The 15,159-nt window shown below is 66.0% G+C and carries 18 protein-coding genes; 13 read left to right on the forward strand and 5 right to left on the reverse strand.

The window, feature by feature from the left end; translation table 11 throughout:
• Positions 1–45: 45 nt before the first annotated feature.
• Together ACO2Q1_RS10740 and ACO2Q1_RS10745 are read right to left on the reverse strand one after the other, a co-directional pair.
• Positions 46–1,038 carry a 2'-5' RNA ligase family protein gene (locus ACO2Q1_RS10740; protein WP_423329509.1) on the reverse strand — a complete coding sequence of 331 codons (993 nt, stop codon included), beginning with the start codon at positions 1,036–1,038 and terminating at the stop codon, positions 46–48.
• Positions 1,035–1,289 carry a type II toxin-antitoxin system Phd/YefM family antitoxin gene (locus ACO2Q1_RS10745; RefSeq protein ID WP_423329510.1) on the reverse strand — a complete coding sequence of 85 codons (255 nt, stop codon included), beginning with the start codon at positions 1,287–1,289 and terminating at the stop codon, positions 1,035–1,037. The genes ACO2Q1_RS10740 and ACO2Q1_RS10745 overlap by 4 nt, the downstream gene beginning before the upstream one ends.
• An 80-nt stretch (positions 1,290–1,369) precedes the next feature.
• Between ACO2Q1_RS10745 and ACO2Q1_RS10750 the strand changes: the two genes are divergently transcribed.
• Entirely contained in the window at positions 1,370–2,080 is a 711-nt protein-coding gene (locus tag ACO2Q1_RS10750; RefSeq protein ID WP_423329511.1) for an RlmE family RNA methyltransferase, read from the forward strand.
• A 64-nt stretch (positions 2,081–2,144) separates the two neighbouring features.
• Positions 2,145–2,645: a hypothetical protein gene (locus ACO2Q1_RS10755; protein ID WP_423329512.1), complete on the forward strand. Its 501-nt coding sequence runs from the start codon at positions 2,145–2,147 to the stop codon at positions 2,643–2,645.
• A 7-nt stretch (positions 2,646–2,652) separates the two neighbouring features.
• On the opposite strand, the gene ACO2Q1_RS10760 is transcribed toward ACO2Q1_RS10755, so the two are convergent.
• Positions 2,653–3,207 (reverse strand): DUF2061 domain-containing protein, encoded by a 555-nt coding sequence (locus tag ACO2Q1_RS10760; RefSeq protein WP_423329513.1) that lies wholly within the window; start codon positions 3,205–3,207, stop codon positions 2,653–2,655.
• A 123-nt stretch (positions 3,208–3,330) separates the two neighbouring features.
• On the opposite strand from ACO2Q1_RS10760, the gene guaB reads away from it, so the two are divergent.
• The 6 genes from guaB (at position 3,331) to ACO2Q1_RS10790 (ending at position 10,275) form a co-directional block, all read left to right on the forward strand.
• Positions 3,331–4,788 carry an IMP dehydrogenase gene (gene guaB / locus ACO2Q1_RS10765; protein ID WP_423329514.1) on the forward strand — a complete coding sequence of 486 codons (1,458 nt, stop codon included), beginning with the start codon at positions 3,331–3,333 and terminating at the stop codon, positions 4,786–4,788.
• 17 nt (positions 4,789–4,805) lie between these two features.
• Entirely contained in the window at positions 4,806–5,207 is a 402-nt protein-coding gene (locus ACO2Q1_RS10770; protein ID WP_423329515.1) for an MAPEG family protein, read from the forward strand.
• Between the two features lie 16 nt (positions 5,208–5,223).
• Positions 5,224–6,483, forward strand: coding sequence for an RsmB/NOP family class I SAM-dependent RNA methyltransferase (locus ACO2Q1_RS10775; protein ID WP_423329516.1), 1,260 nt, complete (start codon positions 5,224–5,226; stop codon positions 6,481–6,483).
• Complete coding sequence (locus tag ACO2Q1_RS10780; RefSeq protein ID WP_423329517.1) at positions 6,480–7,172, forward strand: 5'-methylthioadenosine/S-adenosylhomocysteine nucleosidase; 693 nt, start codon at positions 6,480–6,482, stop codon at positions 7,170–7,172. Before ACO2Q1_RS10775 ends, ACO2Q1_RS10780 begins: the two co-directional genes overlap by 4 nt.
• The gene (gene guaA / locus ACO2Q1_RS10785; protein ID WP_423329518.1) at positions 7,169–8,731 is read left to right on the forward strand and encodes a glutamine-hydrolyzing GMP synthase; all 1,563 of its coding nucleotides are present in this window, start codon (positions 7,169–7,171) and stop codon (positions 8,729–8,731) included. The genes ACO2Q1_RS10780 and guaA overlap by 4 nt, the downstream gene beginning before the upstream one ends.
• Before the next feature lie 290 nt (positions 8,732–9,021).
• Positions 9,022–10,275 carry a tyrosine-type recombinase/integrase gene (locus ACO2Q1_RS10790; protein WP_191558081.1) on the forward strand — a complete coding sequence of 418 codons (1,254 nt, stop codon included), beginning with the start codon at positions 9,022–9,024 and terminating at the stop codon, positions 10,273–10,275.
• On the opposite strand, the gene ACO2Q1_RS10795 is transcribed toward ACO2Q1_RS10790, so the two are convergent.
• Entirely contained in the window at positions 10,232–10,522 is a 291-nt protein-coding gene (locus tag ACO2Q1_RS10795) for a helix-turn-helix transcriptional regulator (RefSeq protein ID WP_191558082.1), read from the reverse strand. The genes ACO2Q1_RS10790 and ACO2Q1_RS10795 overlap by 44 nt on opposite strands.
• A gap of 137 nt (positions 10,523–10,659) precedes the next feature.
• On the opposite strand from ACO2Q1_RS10795, the gene ACO2Q1_RS10800 reads away from it, so the two are divergent.
• The 5 genes from ACO2Q1_RS10800 to arsH are packed head-to-tail and all read left to right on the forward strand — an operon-like array spanning position 10,660 to position 13,684.
• On the forward strand, positions 10,660–10,995 hold the full coding sequence (locus ACO2Q1_RS10800; RefSeq protein WP_184272722.1) for an ArsR/SmtB family transcription factor: 336 nt from the start codon (positions 10,660–10,662) through the stop codon (positions 10,993–10,995).
• Between the two features lie 7 nt (positions 10,996–11,002).
• The gene (gene arsC / locus ACO2Q1_RS10805; RefSeq protein WP_184272725.1) at positions 11,003–11,428 is read left to right on the forward strand and encodes an arsenate reductase (glutaredoxin); all 426 of its coding nucleotides are present in this window, start codon (positions 11,003–11,005) and stop codon (positions 11,426–11,428) included.
• Positions 11,425–12,513, forward strand: a complete 1,089-nt coding sequence (gene arsB / locus ACO2Q1_RS10810; RefSeq protein WP_184272728.1) for an ACR3 family arsenite efflux transporter — start codon at positions 11,425–11,427, stop codon at positions 12,511–12,513. The genes arsC and arsB overlap by 4 nt, the downstream gene beginning before the upstream one ends.
• A complete protein-coding gene (locus tag ACO2Q1_RS10815; RefSeq protein ID WP_184272733.1) occupies positions 12,513–12,932 on the forward strand; it encodes a GNAT family N-acetyltransferase in 420 nt (139 codons plus the stop codon). The genes arsB and ACO2Q1_RS10815 overlap by 1 nt, the downstream gene beginning before the upstream one ends.
• Positions 12,929–13,684 carry an arsenical resistance protein ArsH gene (gene arsH / locus ACO2Q1_RS10820; protein WP_184272753.1) on the forward strand — a complete coding sequence of 252 codons (756 nt, stop codon included), beginning with the start codon at positions 12,929–12,931 and terminating at the stop codon, positions 13,682–13,684. Before ACO2Q1_RS10815 ends, arsH begins: the two co-directional genes overlap by 4 nt.
• 187 nt (positions 13,685–13,871) lie before the next feature.
• On the opposite strand, the gene ACO2Q1_RS10825 is transcribed toward arsH, so the two are convergent.
• Entirely contained in the window at positions 13,872–14,981 is a 1,110-nt protein-coding gene (locus tag ACO2Q1_RS10825) for a Fic family protein (protein WP_191558083.1), read from the reverse strand.
• Positions 14,982–15,159 lie beyond the last annotated feature (178 nt).

Below are 15,159 nucleotides of genomic sequence, written 5' to 3' on the forward strand. Positions count from 1 at the left end.
GAAGTTGGGCGTCCAATACAGCGCCGGGTGGCTGCGAGGAACCCCTCAATGCAGCGACCAGCGCCCCAGCGGATTATAGATCGATCGACCCACTTCGCTGTGAATCAACATGAACTCCGTCGGCCGCCACGCGATAGGACGTATCGGCCGCTCAGGCAGGCGGCGGTCGGCGTAGGATAAGGTGACATGCGGCGTGAAGTTCTGCCGGGACAGCGGTTTGACGCCTTCCCGCACGACGGCCTTCATGAGCTCATTCCTGAACGCCTTCAGCGAGGCGATCGCTCGCTCCCCCAGCAGAACGTGGGGATGTCTGTCAGGCGCGCCTGAGAAACTCGATACCCGGTCCAGCGCCACGTCAAAGCCCGATGGAGCCATACTGTCTCCAGCTCTGCGAAGCGCGTCTACGACCGACTGCGGCGGCATGCCCGCGTAGTCGCCTACATGGATCAGCGTGATATGCAGCCGATCTTCCCGGATCGCATGACCGCGCAGCCCGAACTCGTCCCTAGATGCGCGCAGCACAGACACTGCCTCTCGCGCCGCGTCTCTCGGCAGCATCAGGCCGAAAAAAAGGCGTTCAATTTGCTGCGGCAAGGCATCGCGCGCAAAATCCCGACCGAACAGATCGCCGGACATCACCCCGGTCGCCCGCAATGGTAGGGCGGACACGACGTCCGTATGGGCAAAATCTTCACCGACAAAAAGCAGAGGGTAGTCTCGCGAACGCGCACTCTCATAGGCGAAGCAATCCCCATAGTTCAGGGCGGCGCGATGTCGGCCCTTGCCATAGATTTCATAGGCGCGACCGATGGCGTTCGCTGAGGACTCTGTGACAGGCGCGATCTCGGCACCGAGGCCCTCGATGAGTTGGGCCATTCTTTCTCTCAATCCCCGCCGTCCGGCCACGATCAACGCTTCGGCCAGGGTTCCCGCCGAGATGATGATTTCCTCGGCGCTATCGAGAGCCTCAATGCAAGCCGGGGCGTCCTCTTCATTGAGGAGGATGGCCATCAGGGCTGACGTATCGACGACGATCAAGACGGCAGGCCGTCGTCGTCGTACAGAAAATCCTGGCTGCGGGCGGCGGTCGGCGTGTCATGGATCTGGGGCGGCGCTTGCCTGCGTATCGCTTCAAGCAGAGCTTTTCGCTGGCCTCGTCGGCTCGGTTGGAGGGGCTGAAGTCGCACTACGGGCTTCCCGTGACGGGTCAGAATGATTTCCTCGCCGTCCTCGGCGCGGCGGACCAGTTCCGTGAGTTGTCCTTTGGCTTCGCTGACAGACATATCCATCGGAGACTCCTAAATCGCGGCTCATTATGGACCAGTCTTGGTCTACTCGCAATCGAGGCTGACTGAGCCATAGGCGTGTGATGATCGAAGACGATCCCAAACCCGAACGCCGCCGCATGGTGCGCCCCCCGTCCGGCGGAACCGCCGCCGGTAGGGGGCTGGGCACTCAGATCAAAACGGCCGACAAAAAGTCCATGTCCAGCCAGCAGTGGATCAAGCGCCAGTTGGCGGACCCCTGGTCGGAACGGGCGCGGGCCGAGGGCTGGCGCAGTCGGGCGGCGTTCAAGTTTCTGGAAATCGACGACCGCTTCAACCTGGTGAAGAAGGGCTCCCGTGTCATCGATCTCGGCGCCGCGCCGGGCGGCTGGGTTCAGGTTTGCGTCAATCGCGGCGCGGGCGCGGTCGTGGGCGTCGATCTTCTGCCGATCGAACCGATCCGCGGCGCCGAACTGGTCCAGGCCGACTTCACCGATCCGGGCGTGGATGACCAGCTGATCGAATTGCTGGGCGGCGCGCCGGACCTGGTGCTGTCCGACATGGCCCACAACACTGTCGGCCATCGTCAGACCGACCACCTGAAGATCATCGCCCTGATCGAGATCGCCGCCGCCTTCGCCATCCGCACCCTGAAGCCCGGCGGCGCCTTTGTGACCAAGAACTTCCAGGGTGGCGATGCAGGCGGCGTCCTGGCCGACCTCCGCGCCAACTTTGAGGAGGTCAAATACGTAAAGCCGAACGCCAGCCGGAAAGGCAGCTCGGAAGTCTATCTGGTGGCGCTGAACCGGCTGTAGCCGTCAGGTTTCAAGAGGCGGCGCTGAGGATGCAACTGCGCGACCATTGGGATCGGAGGTCATCATGGACCGGATTTGGGTTGCAGTTTTGGCGGCGTGGATGTGCGGCGAGGCTGCGGTTGCCCAGAACGCGCCGCCGCCCCCTCAGGTCAGCGAGATCCGGGTATCGACAGATGAAGCCCTGTGGTTCGTCGGGGGAAACGGATCGCAGTCCAACTTCGTCACGGCGCCCGAGCGTCTCGGATCGGGACGGACGGAAATCTGGCTTTGGGGCTTCTACCGACCCGGGCATCTCAGAAACCATGACACCCAGGCCAACCTTCTGCACGTCGATTGCCAGACGCGACAGTATCAGGCCATCCGCAGCGACCTGTTCGTGGGCGCGCGATTTCTGGGCGGAGTCTGGACCAATCGGCCGGATGCGACTCCCGCCCCGAGATCAGGTCTCGGCCTCGCGGTCCGCGCAGCCTGTGGGGGACTGACGACACCTCCCATTGCTCAGAATCCGGATGAAGCACGCCGGCAGGCCGACGTCTTGCAGGCCGCAGCCGCTCGGGCGCAATGAAGGACGCTCAGACCGCCGCTTCGCGCGCCGCCCGCCGCGCCTCGATCCGCGCCCAGACCCGGTCGTGGATCGTGAAGAAGACGGTCTGCACCAGAGGCTCCAGCGTGCCGATGGCCAGCGCCGTGGCGAGGTTGCCGGTCAAGGCGTAAGCGACGGCCACCGCGACCGTGAAGTGCATCACCCCATAGGTGACCGTCTTCAGGGCGATCTGCCTGAAGGAACGGGGCAGGGCGTGGCTGTGGCCGTGCTGATGCAGCGGACCCTGACCGTGGGCGCGCGACTGCTCCTCGGGCGACATCACGTCCAGGCGGGCCGTGAAGGCCTCGGTGGCTTCCTCGACGCCGGACCTCATCTTGCGATGTTCGATCCGATGCCAGATGCGGTCGTGGAAGGAATAGGCGATGGTCTGGACGAAGGGTTCGACGATCCCCACCGCTAGGGCCAGCCGCCAATCGCGCGTCACGGCAAAGGCCACCACGACCGCGACCACGAGGTGCATGATCCCGTAGCTTGCGATCTTCAGCGCCAGCTTGCGCACGGCGTTCAGCGCGACTTCAACCATGGCAGGAGAATGGTGGCGCGCTCTGGCGGTTGCAAATCAATAAAATATGGCGGGTCCACAAGTCCGCCCTTGCCGGAGGCCGGTCCGGACGCTTATACGCGCCCCGCAAAACGGAGACTCCCCATGGAGATTCGCGAAGGCCTCACCTTCGACGATGTTTTGCTCGAACCCGGTCCGTCAGACGTCATGCCCGCCGATGTGGACGTGTCGACCCAACTGACGCGTGACATTCGCCTGAACATCCCCCTGCTGTCGTCCGCCATGGACACGGTCACCGAAAGCCGCCTGGCGATCGCCATGGCCCAGGCCGGCGGCCTGGGCGTGCTTCACCGCAACATGACGATCGAGGAACAGGCCGAGGAGGTTCGCTCCGTCAAACGCTACGAAAGCGGCATGGTGGTGAACCCGGTCACGGTCACCCCGGACACGACCCTGGGCGAGGTGCGCGAGATCGTCGCGCGGAAGAAGATCAGCGGCTTCCCGGTAATCGATCCCAAGTCAGGCAAGCTGGTCGGCATGCTGACCAACCGCGACATGCGGTTTGAGAGCGATCCGTCGATCCGGGCCTCTGCCCTGATGACCACCGGCGAACTGGTCACGGTGCGCGAAGGCGCCGGCCGCGACGTGGCGCGCGACCTGCTGCGCACCCGCAAGATCGAACGGGTCATCGTCGTGGACGAGGACTATCGTGCGGTCGGCCTCATCACCATGAAGGACATCGAGAAGGCCCAGGCCTTCCCGAACGCCGCCAAGGACGAGCAGGGCCGCCTGCTGGTCGGGGCCGCCTCCACCGTCGGGGACGCCGGCTATGAGCGAGCCATGGCGCTGGCAGAGGCCGGCGCCGACGTGGTGGTGATCGACACCGCCCACGGCCATTCCTCGTCCGTGGCCGCTGTCGTCGAGCGCATCAAGCGCGAGTCTAACCGCATCCAGATCATCGCCGGCAACGTCGCCACCTATGACGCCACCCGCGCCCTGATCGACGCGGGCGCCGATGCGGTGAAGGTCGGCATCGGGCCAGGCTCCATCTGCACCACCCGCATCGTCGCCGGCGTCGGCGTGCCCCAGCTGACCGCCGTCATGGAGGCCGCGCGGGCGGCTCGCGAGAGCGGCGCCCCGGTCATCGCCGACGGCGGCATCAAATATTCAGGCGACCTGGCCAAGGCCATCGCGGCCGGCGCCAATGTCGCCATGATGGGCTCGATGTTCGCCGGCACCGACGAAAGTCCCGGCGAGGTCTTCCTGTATCAGGGCCGCAGCTACAAGTCGTATCGCGGCATGGGCTCGGTCGGAGCGATGGCCCGGGGATCGGCCGATCGCTATTTCCAGAAGGAAGTGTCGTCCGAAAAACTGGTGCCTGAGGGCATCGAGGGCCAGACTCCCTACAAGGGCCCGATCGCGCCGGTTCTGCACCAGATGGTCGGGGGCTTGCGCGCCTCCATGGGCTATGTCGGGGCGCCGTCCGTGGCTGAGTTCCAGCGTCGGGCGCGCTTCGTGCGGATCACCGGCGCCGGTTTGCGTGAAAGCCATGTCCACGATGTGATGATCACGCGTGAGGCGCCCAACTATCGTCAGGGCTGAACAGGGAGGGGCAAGCCATGGACATGACGCCGGAATTCATACTGCTGGCCTTCACCCTGATCCTGGCGATCGTCCAGATCTTCGCCGCCTCCACGGCGCGGACCCTGGAGTTGGGCGCCAAGTGGAACGCCGGGCCGCGCGACGGCGCCGAGCCGACGCCGGGCAAATATTCCGGCCGCCTGCTGCGCGCCCAGGCCAATCTGTTCGAAACCCTGCCGATCTTCGCGGCAGCGGTCATCATGGCCCATGTGGCGGGCAAGGACGGGCAGCTGACCTTTCTCGGGACGCACCTCTACTTCTTCGCCCGGGTCGCCTATGTGCCGCTCTACGCTCTCGGCGTGACCTATGTCCGGTCGCTCGCCTTCCTCGCCTCTCTGGTCGGACTGGTCATGGTGATCGCCGCCCTGTTCGTCGCTTGATCCTGAAAGCTCCGCCTTGACCCCCTCCGCCCGCCTCGCCGCCGCCGCCTCGGTCCTGGACTCCATCGCCCAGGGCCGCAATCCGGCGGAAGTGGTCTTGAAGGCCTGGGGGCAGCAGAACCGCTTCGCCGGCTCCAAGGATCGGCGCGCCATCGCCGATCGCGTCTACAAGGTGCTGCGCGCCCGTGGTTGCCTGTCCTGGATCATGGGTGGCCGTGAAGACGGCCGGGCCTTGGTGATCGGGTCGCTAGCAGCGCTGGACGGCTTGAGCCTGGAGGAGATCGAGGCCCTGCATTCCGGCGACGGCTACGGACCGCGCCCTCTGTCCAAACAGGAACGCAGCCGCATCGCCGTCGCCTCGGAAGGCGACCTGCCCGGATGGGTCGCGGCGGGCCTGCCCGAGTTCGTGGTCGAGGATTTCAAAGCGACCTACGGCGACCGTTGGATCGATGAAGCTCGCGAGTTGATGCAGCCGCGCGCGCCGATCGACCTTCGCGTCAATCCGGCCCGAGGCGAAGTCGGCGCCGTCGAGGCCGAACTGCGGGACGCCGACCTGTCGCCCGAACGCACTCCCTGGTCGCCCCTGGGGCTGCGGCTGGCGTCCGAGCCGCCGCCCAACGTCCAGGCCCTCGACGCCTTCAAGTCCGGTCGCATCGAGATCCAGGACGAGGGCAGCCAGGTCGTCTGCGCCCTGGCCGGCGCGGCGCCCGGCATGACCGTCATCGACTATTGCGCCGGCGGCGGCGGCAAGACCCTGGGGCTGGCTCAGGCGATGCAAGGACAGGGACGGTTGATCGCTTCTGACGTCGTGCAGAAGCGGCTCGACAACATCCGTCCGCGCCTCCAGCGCGCGGGCGTCGAGGCCGACCTGCGTCTTCTGGGCCAGAACGGCGGCGGCATGGAAGATCTGAACGGCCAGGCCGAGCTCGTGTTCGTCGATGCGCCCTGCAGCGGCTCCGGAACCTGGCGACGCCGTCCGGAGGACGCCTGGCGTCTGACGCCGGAAGAGGTGCAGAAGCTGCATGCCCTGCAGGTCCGTATTCTCGGTCAGGCCGCCAAACTGGTGAAGCCCGGCGGTCGTCTGGCCTATGTCACCTGCTCCATGCTGACCGCCGAGAACGAAGTTTCGGTCGATGCGTTCGAGGCGGCGCATCCCGGCTACCAATCGGTCTCTGTTTCCGCGCCTTGGGGCGGGCAGGGCGCTCGCCTGCGCCTGTCGCCCGCCTCGACCGGAACCGACGGCTTCTTCTTCGCCCTGTATGAGCGCACGGCATGAGGCTGCAGCGATACGGTGGCGTCTCGGTCCTGCCGGTGATGGCCGCGCCGCTGGAGTGGGGCGAACATCTGCGCGCCCGGATCGATCCCTTGATGACCGGCATCGGTCCGGTCGAGGCCGCAGTGGCCCTTTCCGCCGCACTGGCTCGGCTGGAGGCCGCAGGCGATCTGCCTGATCTGATCGTCTCGCTCGGTTCCTGCGGATCGCCGTCCCTGGAGCACGCCGCCGTGTATCAGGCGTCGTCGGTCTCCTATCGCGACATGGACGCCAGCGCGCTCGGCTTTGAGAAGGGCGTCACTCCGCTGCTGAATCTGTCGGCGGCCTTGCCGTTGCCGTGCCCGATCCCTGACGTTCCGACCGCGCGGCTGTCCACGGGAGCCGACGTCGTATCGGGCATCGCCTATTCAACGATCGACGCTGACATGGTGGACATGGAGACCTGGTCCTTGCTGCGCGCGGCCCAGGCCTTCGGCATCCCCTTGGTCGCGCTGCGAGGCGTATCGGACGGCAAGGTGGAACTGACCGGTCTGGACGACTGGCGCTCGCCTCTGGTCGAAGTCGATCAGACCCTGGCTGTCGCGCTCGACAAGCTGATCGCCGTGCTTGAGGCCCAGGGTCTCGCCGCCCTTGAACATCCGGTCCGACATGACCGGGACCCCGCCGTCCTCTCCCCGGAACCTGCTGCATGACCCAAGCCCAGACCCACGAGAAGGTCCTCATCGTCGATTTCGGCAGCCAGGTGACGCAGCTGATCGCCCGCCGCCTGCGCGAAGCCAGCGTCTATTGCGAGATCCACCCCTACGCCAAGGCCGAAGCCGCCCTGGCGACAATGACGCCGGCGGCCATCATCCTGTCGGGTGGTCCCGAGAGCGTGCACGAAGAGGGCAGCCCCCGCGCGCCGCAGTCCGTGTTCGACGCCGGCGTTCCGGTCCTCGGCATCTGCTACGGCGAGATGACCATGTGCGAACAACTGGGCGGCAAGGTCGAGGGCGGCCACACCCGCGAGTTCGGCCGCGCCGAGATCACCGTGCAAAAGAATTCGCCGCTTCTGGAAGGCCTGGCTCCCGTCGGCGAGGAAGAAACCGTCTGGATGAGCCACGGCGACAAGATCGTCGCCATCCCACAGGGCTTCGACGTCGTCGCCTCCTCGGCGGGTTCGCTCTATGCGGTGATCGCCGATGAAACCCGCCGCTTCTACGGCGTCCAGTTCCACCCGGAGGTGATGCACACCCCGCGCGGCCACCAGATGCTGAAAAACTTCACCCACGGCATCGCGGGCTTGAAGGGCGACTGGACCATGGCCGCCTATCGCGACGAAAAGATCGCCCAGATCCGCGAGCAGGTCGGTTCGGCCAAGGTCATCTGCGGCCTGTCTGGCGGTGTCGATTCTTCGGTCGCGGCCGTGCTGATCCACGAGGCCATAGGCGACCAGTTGACCTGCGTCTTCGTCGACACCGGACTGCTGCGCAAGGACGAGGCCAAACAGGTCACCACCCTGTTCCGCGAGCACTACAATATCCCGCTGATCCACGTTGATGCGTCTAAGGAATTTCTGGGCGAGCTGGCCGGACAGTCGGACCCCGAGACCAAGCGCAAGACCATCGGCCGCGTCTTCATCGAGGTCTTTGACCGCGAGGCGAACAAGATCGAGGGGGCGGAGTTCCTGGCCCAGGGCACCCTCTATCCGGACGTGATCGAGAGCGTGTCGTCGTCCAGCGGCAAGGCCCATGTCATCAAGAGCCACCACAACGTCGGCGGCCTGCCGGACTATATGAAGCTCAAGCTGGTCGAACCGCTGCGCGAACTGTTCAAGGACGAGGTTCGCGCCTTGGGCCGCGAACTGGGCCTCACCGACGCCTTTGTCGGCCGTCATCCATTCCCCGGACCCGGTCTGGCCATCCGCATTCCCGGAGAGATCACGCCCGAGGCGGTCGAAACCCTGCAACAGGCGGACGCCATCTATCTGGACGAGATCCGCAAGGCAGGCCTGTACGACCAGATATGGCAGGCGTTCGCGGTTTTGCTGCCGGTCAAGACCGTCGGCGTCATGGGCGACGCCCGCACCTATGAGAAAGTCCTGGCGCTGCGCGCCGTCAGCTCCACCGACGGCATGACGGCCGACTTCTACCAATTCCCCTGGGACGTCCTGGGCCGAACCGCGACCCGGATCATCAACGAGGTGCGCGGCGTGAACCGCGTCGTCTACGACGTCACGTCCAAGCCGCCTGGCACGATCGAGTGGGAGTGATTCAGGGCTTTCGAAGTCTTTCGGCGGCGCTTTGAAATATAGCGCTAAATCACTGACTTGCAAGATAAATGCTTTCGCAGCCTCTCGATACCTTTCGAGGGGCTGCTTTCGTTTTTGTCGGTCGCTCCGACGGTCCCGCCGCCATTGCTCGCGGAGACTCCGCTCCATACCGTCATAGGGCCGAGGGCGTCCTGACGGTCTTTTTTCTGAGCCAAGCTGCGGATTTGGCTGAGGAAAAAGATCCCGAAAGGTCCCGAAAACGCCTGACGGTCTTTTGGAGTGAAAACGGCATGCTCACCGACGCTGAATTGCGAAATACACGTGGAAAAACGAAGCCTTACAAAAAGACCGACAGGGACGGTTTGTACGTCCTCGTAACACCGACAGGCGGCATCGCTTTCAAGTACGACTACCGCTTCAACGGGCGGCGCGAGACGGTCACGTTCGGCGCCTACGGCCCGACCGGGCTCTCGCTCGCCAGGGCGCGGGAGAAGCTGGTCGAGGCGAAGCGCCAGATCGCCGAAGGCGTTTCGCCGGCGCTGGACAAGCAGCGGGTCAAGCGCCGGCTGAAGGAGGCCCAGAGGTTCGAGCAGGTGGCGATCCGATGGATGGATCATGCTCCGATGGCGGACAGCACCCGCAACATGCGGCGGTCCATCTTCAACCGGGAAATCCTGCCTCAATGGCGCACCCGCCTGCTGAACGAGATCACCCCCAACGATCTTCGCGCCCACTGCAAGACGATCGTCGAGCGGGGCGCGCCGGCGACGGCCGTGCACGTGCGCGACATCGTCAAACAGATATACGCCTACGCCATCCTGCACGGGGAGAAGATCGACAATCCCGCCGACGGGGTGGGGCCGGCCTCGATCGCCACCTTCCGGCCACGTGACCGGTCGCTGTCGCCAACGGAGATCCGGATCGCGCTGAGCCTGCTGGGGGAGGTGGCGACCCTGCCGACGATCCGCCTCGGCATGAAGTTCATCCTGCTGAGCATGGTTCGCAAGAGTGAGCTGCAGGATGGCGTCTGGGACGAGGTCGACTTCGCCAATGCGGTCTGGTCGATTCCGAAGGAGCGGATGAAGCGGTCGCGGCCGCACAACGTCTATCTCTCGACCCAGATGCTCGACATCCTGATCGCGCTGAAGACCTGCGCCGGAAACTCCCGTTACATCCTGCCCTCGCGCTATGACGCCGACGCGCCGATGTCGCGGGCGACCTTCAACCGGGTGACCTCGGCGATCGCCGAGCGGGCGCGCGAGCGAGACCTGCCGCTGGAGCCCTTCACGGTCCACGACCTGCGGCGCACCGCCTCGACGCTGTTGCACGAGATGGGCTTCAACTCGGACTGGATCGAGAAATGTCTGGCCCACGAGGAGCGGTCGTCCCGCGGCGTCTACAACAAGGCCGAGTTCGAGGCCCAGCGCCGTCACATGGCCCAGGAGTGGTCGAACGCCGTGGACGCCTGGGAGGCCGGGCGGGCGTTCACGCCCGTGCTCGTCATCCCGGAAACGGCCGGTCCTCGCTTCGATCCGCGGCTCTGACCGGTCGGCTGACCCGCTTGCGCACGTCGGGCGGCGGAGCCCTGCGGATCGGCTTGGCCCGGCGAAGCGCGAGCCAGGCCTCGACCTCGGCGAGATCCCAGACCACGCAGCGCGGCGTCAGCAGGAACCGTCTCGGAAACTGGCCGCGCTGCTCCATCTCCCAGATGGTGCTGTCGGCCAGGGGCACCATCTGGCGCAACTGGGGCTTCTTGATCGTACGCTTCAGCGGGGGGTCGGCCTGGGCCATCGAATATCTCCACAGTGTCGTGGGAATCGAAGTCGAAAGACCGCGTCAGGCCTAGCCGCCAACCTCTCGACCGTAGGCTTACTGCGTTGTGCGCGGAGAGGGCTTGCACATATCCATATTTCGACTAATTCGGAACTATGGAAACCGAACCCGCGATCCTGGCGCTCGCCGCCCTGGCGCAATCGACGCGGCTGGAGGCGTTCCGCCTGCTCGTGCGTCACGAACCCGGCGGCTTGCCGGCCGGTGAAATCGCAAACCATCTGGCGATCCCGGCCAACACCCTGTCGTCCCATCTGGGCGTCCTGACCCGCGCGGGGCTGATCCGCTCCGAGCGTCGCAGCCGGTCGATCATCTACCGGGTCGATCTGGACCGGCTTCGCGACCTGGTCCTCTTCCTGCTCAAGGACTGCTGCGGGGGCCGGGCGGACCTGTGTGAGCCTCTGCTGGCTGAACTCGCGCCCTGCTGCCCCTGAGGATCCCGTGGACATCGTCATCTATCACAACCCGGCCTGCGGGACGTCGCGCAACGCGCTTGAACTCGTTCGCCACCTCGGCATCGAGCCGCACGTCGTCGAGTATCTGAAGACCCCGCCGTCGCGCGCCATGGTCGCCTGGCTGGCCGAACGCACCGGCGCGCCGCTGCGAGACCTGTTGCGCGAGAAGGACACGCCCTTCGCCGAACTGGCGCTCGGGAATCCCGACCTGACGGACGATCAGCTTCTGGACGCGATCGAGGCCCATCCGATCCTGCTCAACCGGCCGATCGTCGTCAGTCCCTTGGGCGTCAGGCTCTGCCGGCCGTCCGAAGCCGTGCTTGACCTTCTGCCCGCTGAGGGCCTCAAACCCTTCACCAAGGAGGACGGCGAGGTGGTCATCGACGTCGACGGCCGGCGGGTGGGACGATGATCGATACGCCCGTGTCGGAGGCCGCGCCGCCGCGCCGCCTGTCCTTCCTCGACCGCTGGCTGACGGCGTGGATCTTCGCCGCCATGGGTCTGGGCGTCGCCTTGGGAACCCTGGTTCCCGGCCTTCCCGCCTGGGTCGACAGCCTTTCGGTCGGCGCGACCAACATCCCGATCGCCATCGGTCTGATCCTGATGATGTACCCGCCGCTGGCCAGGGTCCGCTATGAGGCGCTGCCGCGCGTGTTCGCCGACAGGCGCGTGCTGGCCCTGTCCCTGTTCCAGAACTGGGTGCTGGGTCCGGTGCTGATGTTCGTCCTTGCGGTCATCTTCCTGCGCGATCAGCCCGAATACATGACCGGCGTCATCCTGATCGGCCTGGCGCGGTGCATCGCCATGGTGCTGGTCTGGAACCAGCTGGCGCGGGGCGACAACCAGTATGTGGCCGGGCTCGTCGCCTTCAACTCGATCTTCCAGATCCTGTTCTTCAGCCTCTACGCCTGGATCTTCCTGACGGTCCTGCCGCCGCTGTTCGGCCTGCAGGGCAGCGTGGTCGACGTCAGCGTCTGGACCATCGCCGGCGCCGTTCTGATCTACCTCGGCCTGCCGTTCCTGGCCGGCTTCCTGACCCGCCGCAGTCTGATCGCCCGCCGGGGCGCCGACTGGTACGAGCGCCGCTTCCTGCCGCGCATCGGGCCGATCACCCTGGTCGCCCTGCTGTTCACCATCGTGGTCATGTTCAGCCTCAAGGGCGGCGAGGTGGTGGCTCTTCCGCTCGACGCCCTGCGCATCGCCATTCCGCTGACCATCTACTTCCTCGTCATGTTCGTGGTCAGCTTCCTCCTGGGCAGGCTGATCGAGGCCGACTATCCGCGCACCACAGCCCTGGCCTTCACAGCGGCCTCGAACAATTTCGAACTGGCCATCGCGGTGGCCATCGCCGCGTTCGGGCTGACCTCGCCGGTGGCCTTCGCGGCGGTCATCGGGCCGCTGGTCGAGGTGCCGGTGCTGATCCTGCTGGTGTCGGTCGCGCTGTGGATGGGCCGGCGCTGGTTCCCGGACACCGCCCCGCCGGCGGACGTCGTCTGATGATCGGGCTTCACCGCGTCGATGCAAACGATTCCGGTCTGATCGCCGCGCTCAGAACCGAGGGCCTGCCGGACCCCGGCGCCGGCCGCTACTTCCGCGCCGACGACGACAGCGCCCTGGCCGGATACGTCGGCTTGGAAGGGCAGGGGCGGGACCTGCTGCTGCGCTCCCTGGTCGTATCCGCCCACAGGAAGGCGCAAGGCCTCGGAAGCCGCATCCTGACCGCCGCCGAAGCCGTGGCGAGCGACATGGGCGGGGAACGTCTTCACCTGCTCACCACGACGGCCGAGCCCTTCTTCATCCGGCGCGGCTTCGTCGCCGCCGATCGGGAGACCGCGCCCGAAGCGATCCGGCGAACCGGCGAGTTCACGGACATCTGCCCGGCCTCGGCCGCCTATCTCACCAAGGATCTCGGATGACCTTCGCGCGTCTGCGGCCGCTGCCGGATCCGGATCATCTGCCGGCCCTGGACGCGGCTTTTCTGTCGAGCGATCCGGCGGGCGGCCTGGGTCCGCACGACCACCCGCCACGCATTCTTCTCCTGTACGGGTCGCTGCGCGAACGCTCCTACTCGCGGCTCTGCGTCGAGGAAGCGGCCCGCCTGCTGCAGCGCATGGGATGCGAGACCCGCATCTTCGACCCGTCCGACCTGCCCCTGCCGGGCGCGCCCGGCGACGACGACCATCCGGCGGTGCGCGAGTTGCGCGAGCACGCCCTGTGGTCGGAAGGCATGGTCTGGTGCAGCCCGGAGCGGCACGGCCAGGTGTCCGGCCTGATGAAGCTGCAGGTCGACCATCTGCCGTTGAGCCTGGGCGGCATGCGCCCGACCCAAGGCCGGACGCTCGCGGTCATGCAGGTGTCGGGCGGCTCCCAGAGCTTCAACGCCGTCAACACCCTGCGCCTGCTGGGCCGCTGGATGCGGATGATCACCATCCCCAACCAGTCCAGCGTGGCCAAGGCCTTCCAGGAGTTCGACGAGGCGGGGCGGATGAAGCCCTCGGCCTACTATGCGCGCATCGTCGATGTGATGGAGGAACTGGTGCGCTTCACCATCCTTGTCCGGCCCCACGCGTCCCAGCTCGTGGACCGCTATTCCGAGCGCAAGGCGGCCGGAATTCCGGTCGACGCCGCCGCCGATCTCCCGGCTATCGCCATCGCGCGTCAGGCTTGAGGCCGCGTCGGCGGCGGCTTGGGGCGTCGCGCGCTTGGCAAAGGTCGTAAGTCGCCACTTCTGGGGAAATAAGCTGGCGTCTTGGCGTAACTCGCCAGAAGTGGCGAATTGCGATTCACCCTGTTGAGACCCGCTTCTTGAGCGGAGCCGCCCCGCCCAGAGTCCCGCCGGCGCCGTAGGAGGCCGCCTATCCTCGATCGACCAGGGAGTAGCTCGTGCTGCGCCCGCCGCCTTCATCCTTCACGAGGATGCCCCGATCCACCAGATCGTTGATGTCGCGCAAGGCCGTGTCGGGCGAGGACTTCGTCAGCGCCGCCCATTTGGTCGAGGTGAGCTTGCCTTCGAAGCCGTCGAGCAGCCGGTTGATGACCGTGCTCTGGCGCCCGCTCAACGTCTGACCGGCGAGCGCCTCCCAGAAGCGCGCCTTGCGCATCACATGGGTCAGGGTGGCTTCCGCGCCGTCGAACGCGCGATCGAGGCAGCCAAGGAACCAGTCCAGCCAGAGGGTCACGTCAAGCGCGCCTTTCTGGGTCGTCTCCAGGGTGGCGTAGTAGTCCTTGCGCTCCAGCCGGATCTGGGCGGACATGCTGTAGAAGCGCTGGGCGCTTTTCTCGGAGCGGGCGAGCGCCATGTCGGCGATCGCGCGTGCGATCCGGCCATTCCCGTCGTCGAACGGGTGGATGGTCACGAACCACAGGTGAGCGATCGCGGCCTTGAGGACCGGATCCGTCCGCGGCTCGTCATTGAACCAGTCGAGGAACACCCGCATCTCGTCCTGCACACGGGCGGCGGGCGGCGCTTCGTAGTGCACGCGCTCTCGTCCGAAAGGGCCCGAGACGACCTGCATCGGGCCGGAGTTCTCGTTGCGCCAGGCGCCGACGACGATCTTCGTCATGCCGCTGCGCCCGGTCGGAAACAGGGCGGCGTGCCAGGCGAACAGGCGGTCCTCGGTGAGCGGAGACGCAAAGTTCTGGGTCGCGTCGAGCATCATCTCGACCACGCCGTCGACGTTGCGGTCCGCAGGGGCGAGGGCTCCGATATCCATGCCGAGGCGGCGGGCGATCGAGGATCGCACCTGATCCTTGTCGAGCAGTTCGCCTTCGATTTCGCTGGACTTGAGGACGTCTTCGGTGAGGGTCTCGAGAACCGCTTCAGCGCGCAGGTCGAAGCCGAGCGTATGCATCCGGCCAAGTAGAAGGCCCTGGCGGTGACGGACCGCCGCGAGGCGATCGGCGAGCGCGTCAGCGCGCCAGTCCAGACGCGGCCAGCCTTCGATCTCGTGGATGTACTCCGCCATTCACCGCACTCCTTGCGGAGAATATGGGCGTTATTCGCCGTAAGAGCAAGGCTATTCTCCGCGCATGGTGCGGAGAATAGGGAGCTTAATCTCCGCACACCAAGGCTGGGCTCTCACAGCCATCGGCTGCAGCCCCGCATCTTTGGTATCCGCGGATCGTTCGGGTATCGGCGCCCTC

This window comes from Brevundimonas sp. VNH65 (assembly GCF_049445955.1).
Classification (GTDB): domain Bacteria; phylum Pseudomonadota; class Alphaproteobacteria; order Caulobacterales; family Caulobacteraceae; genus Brevundimonas.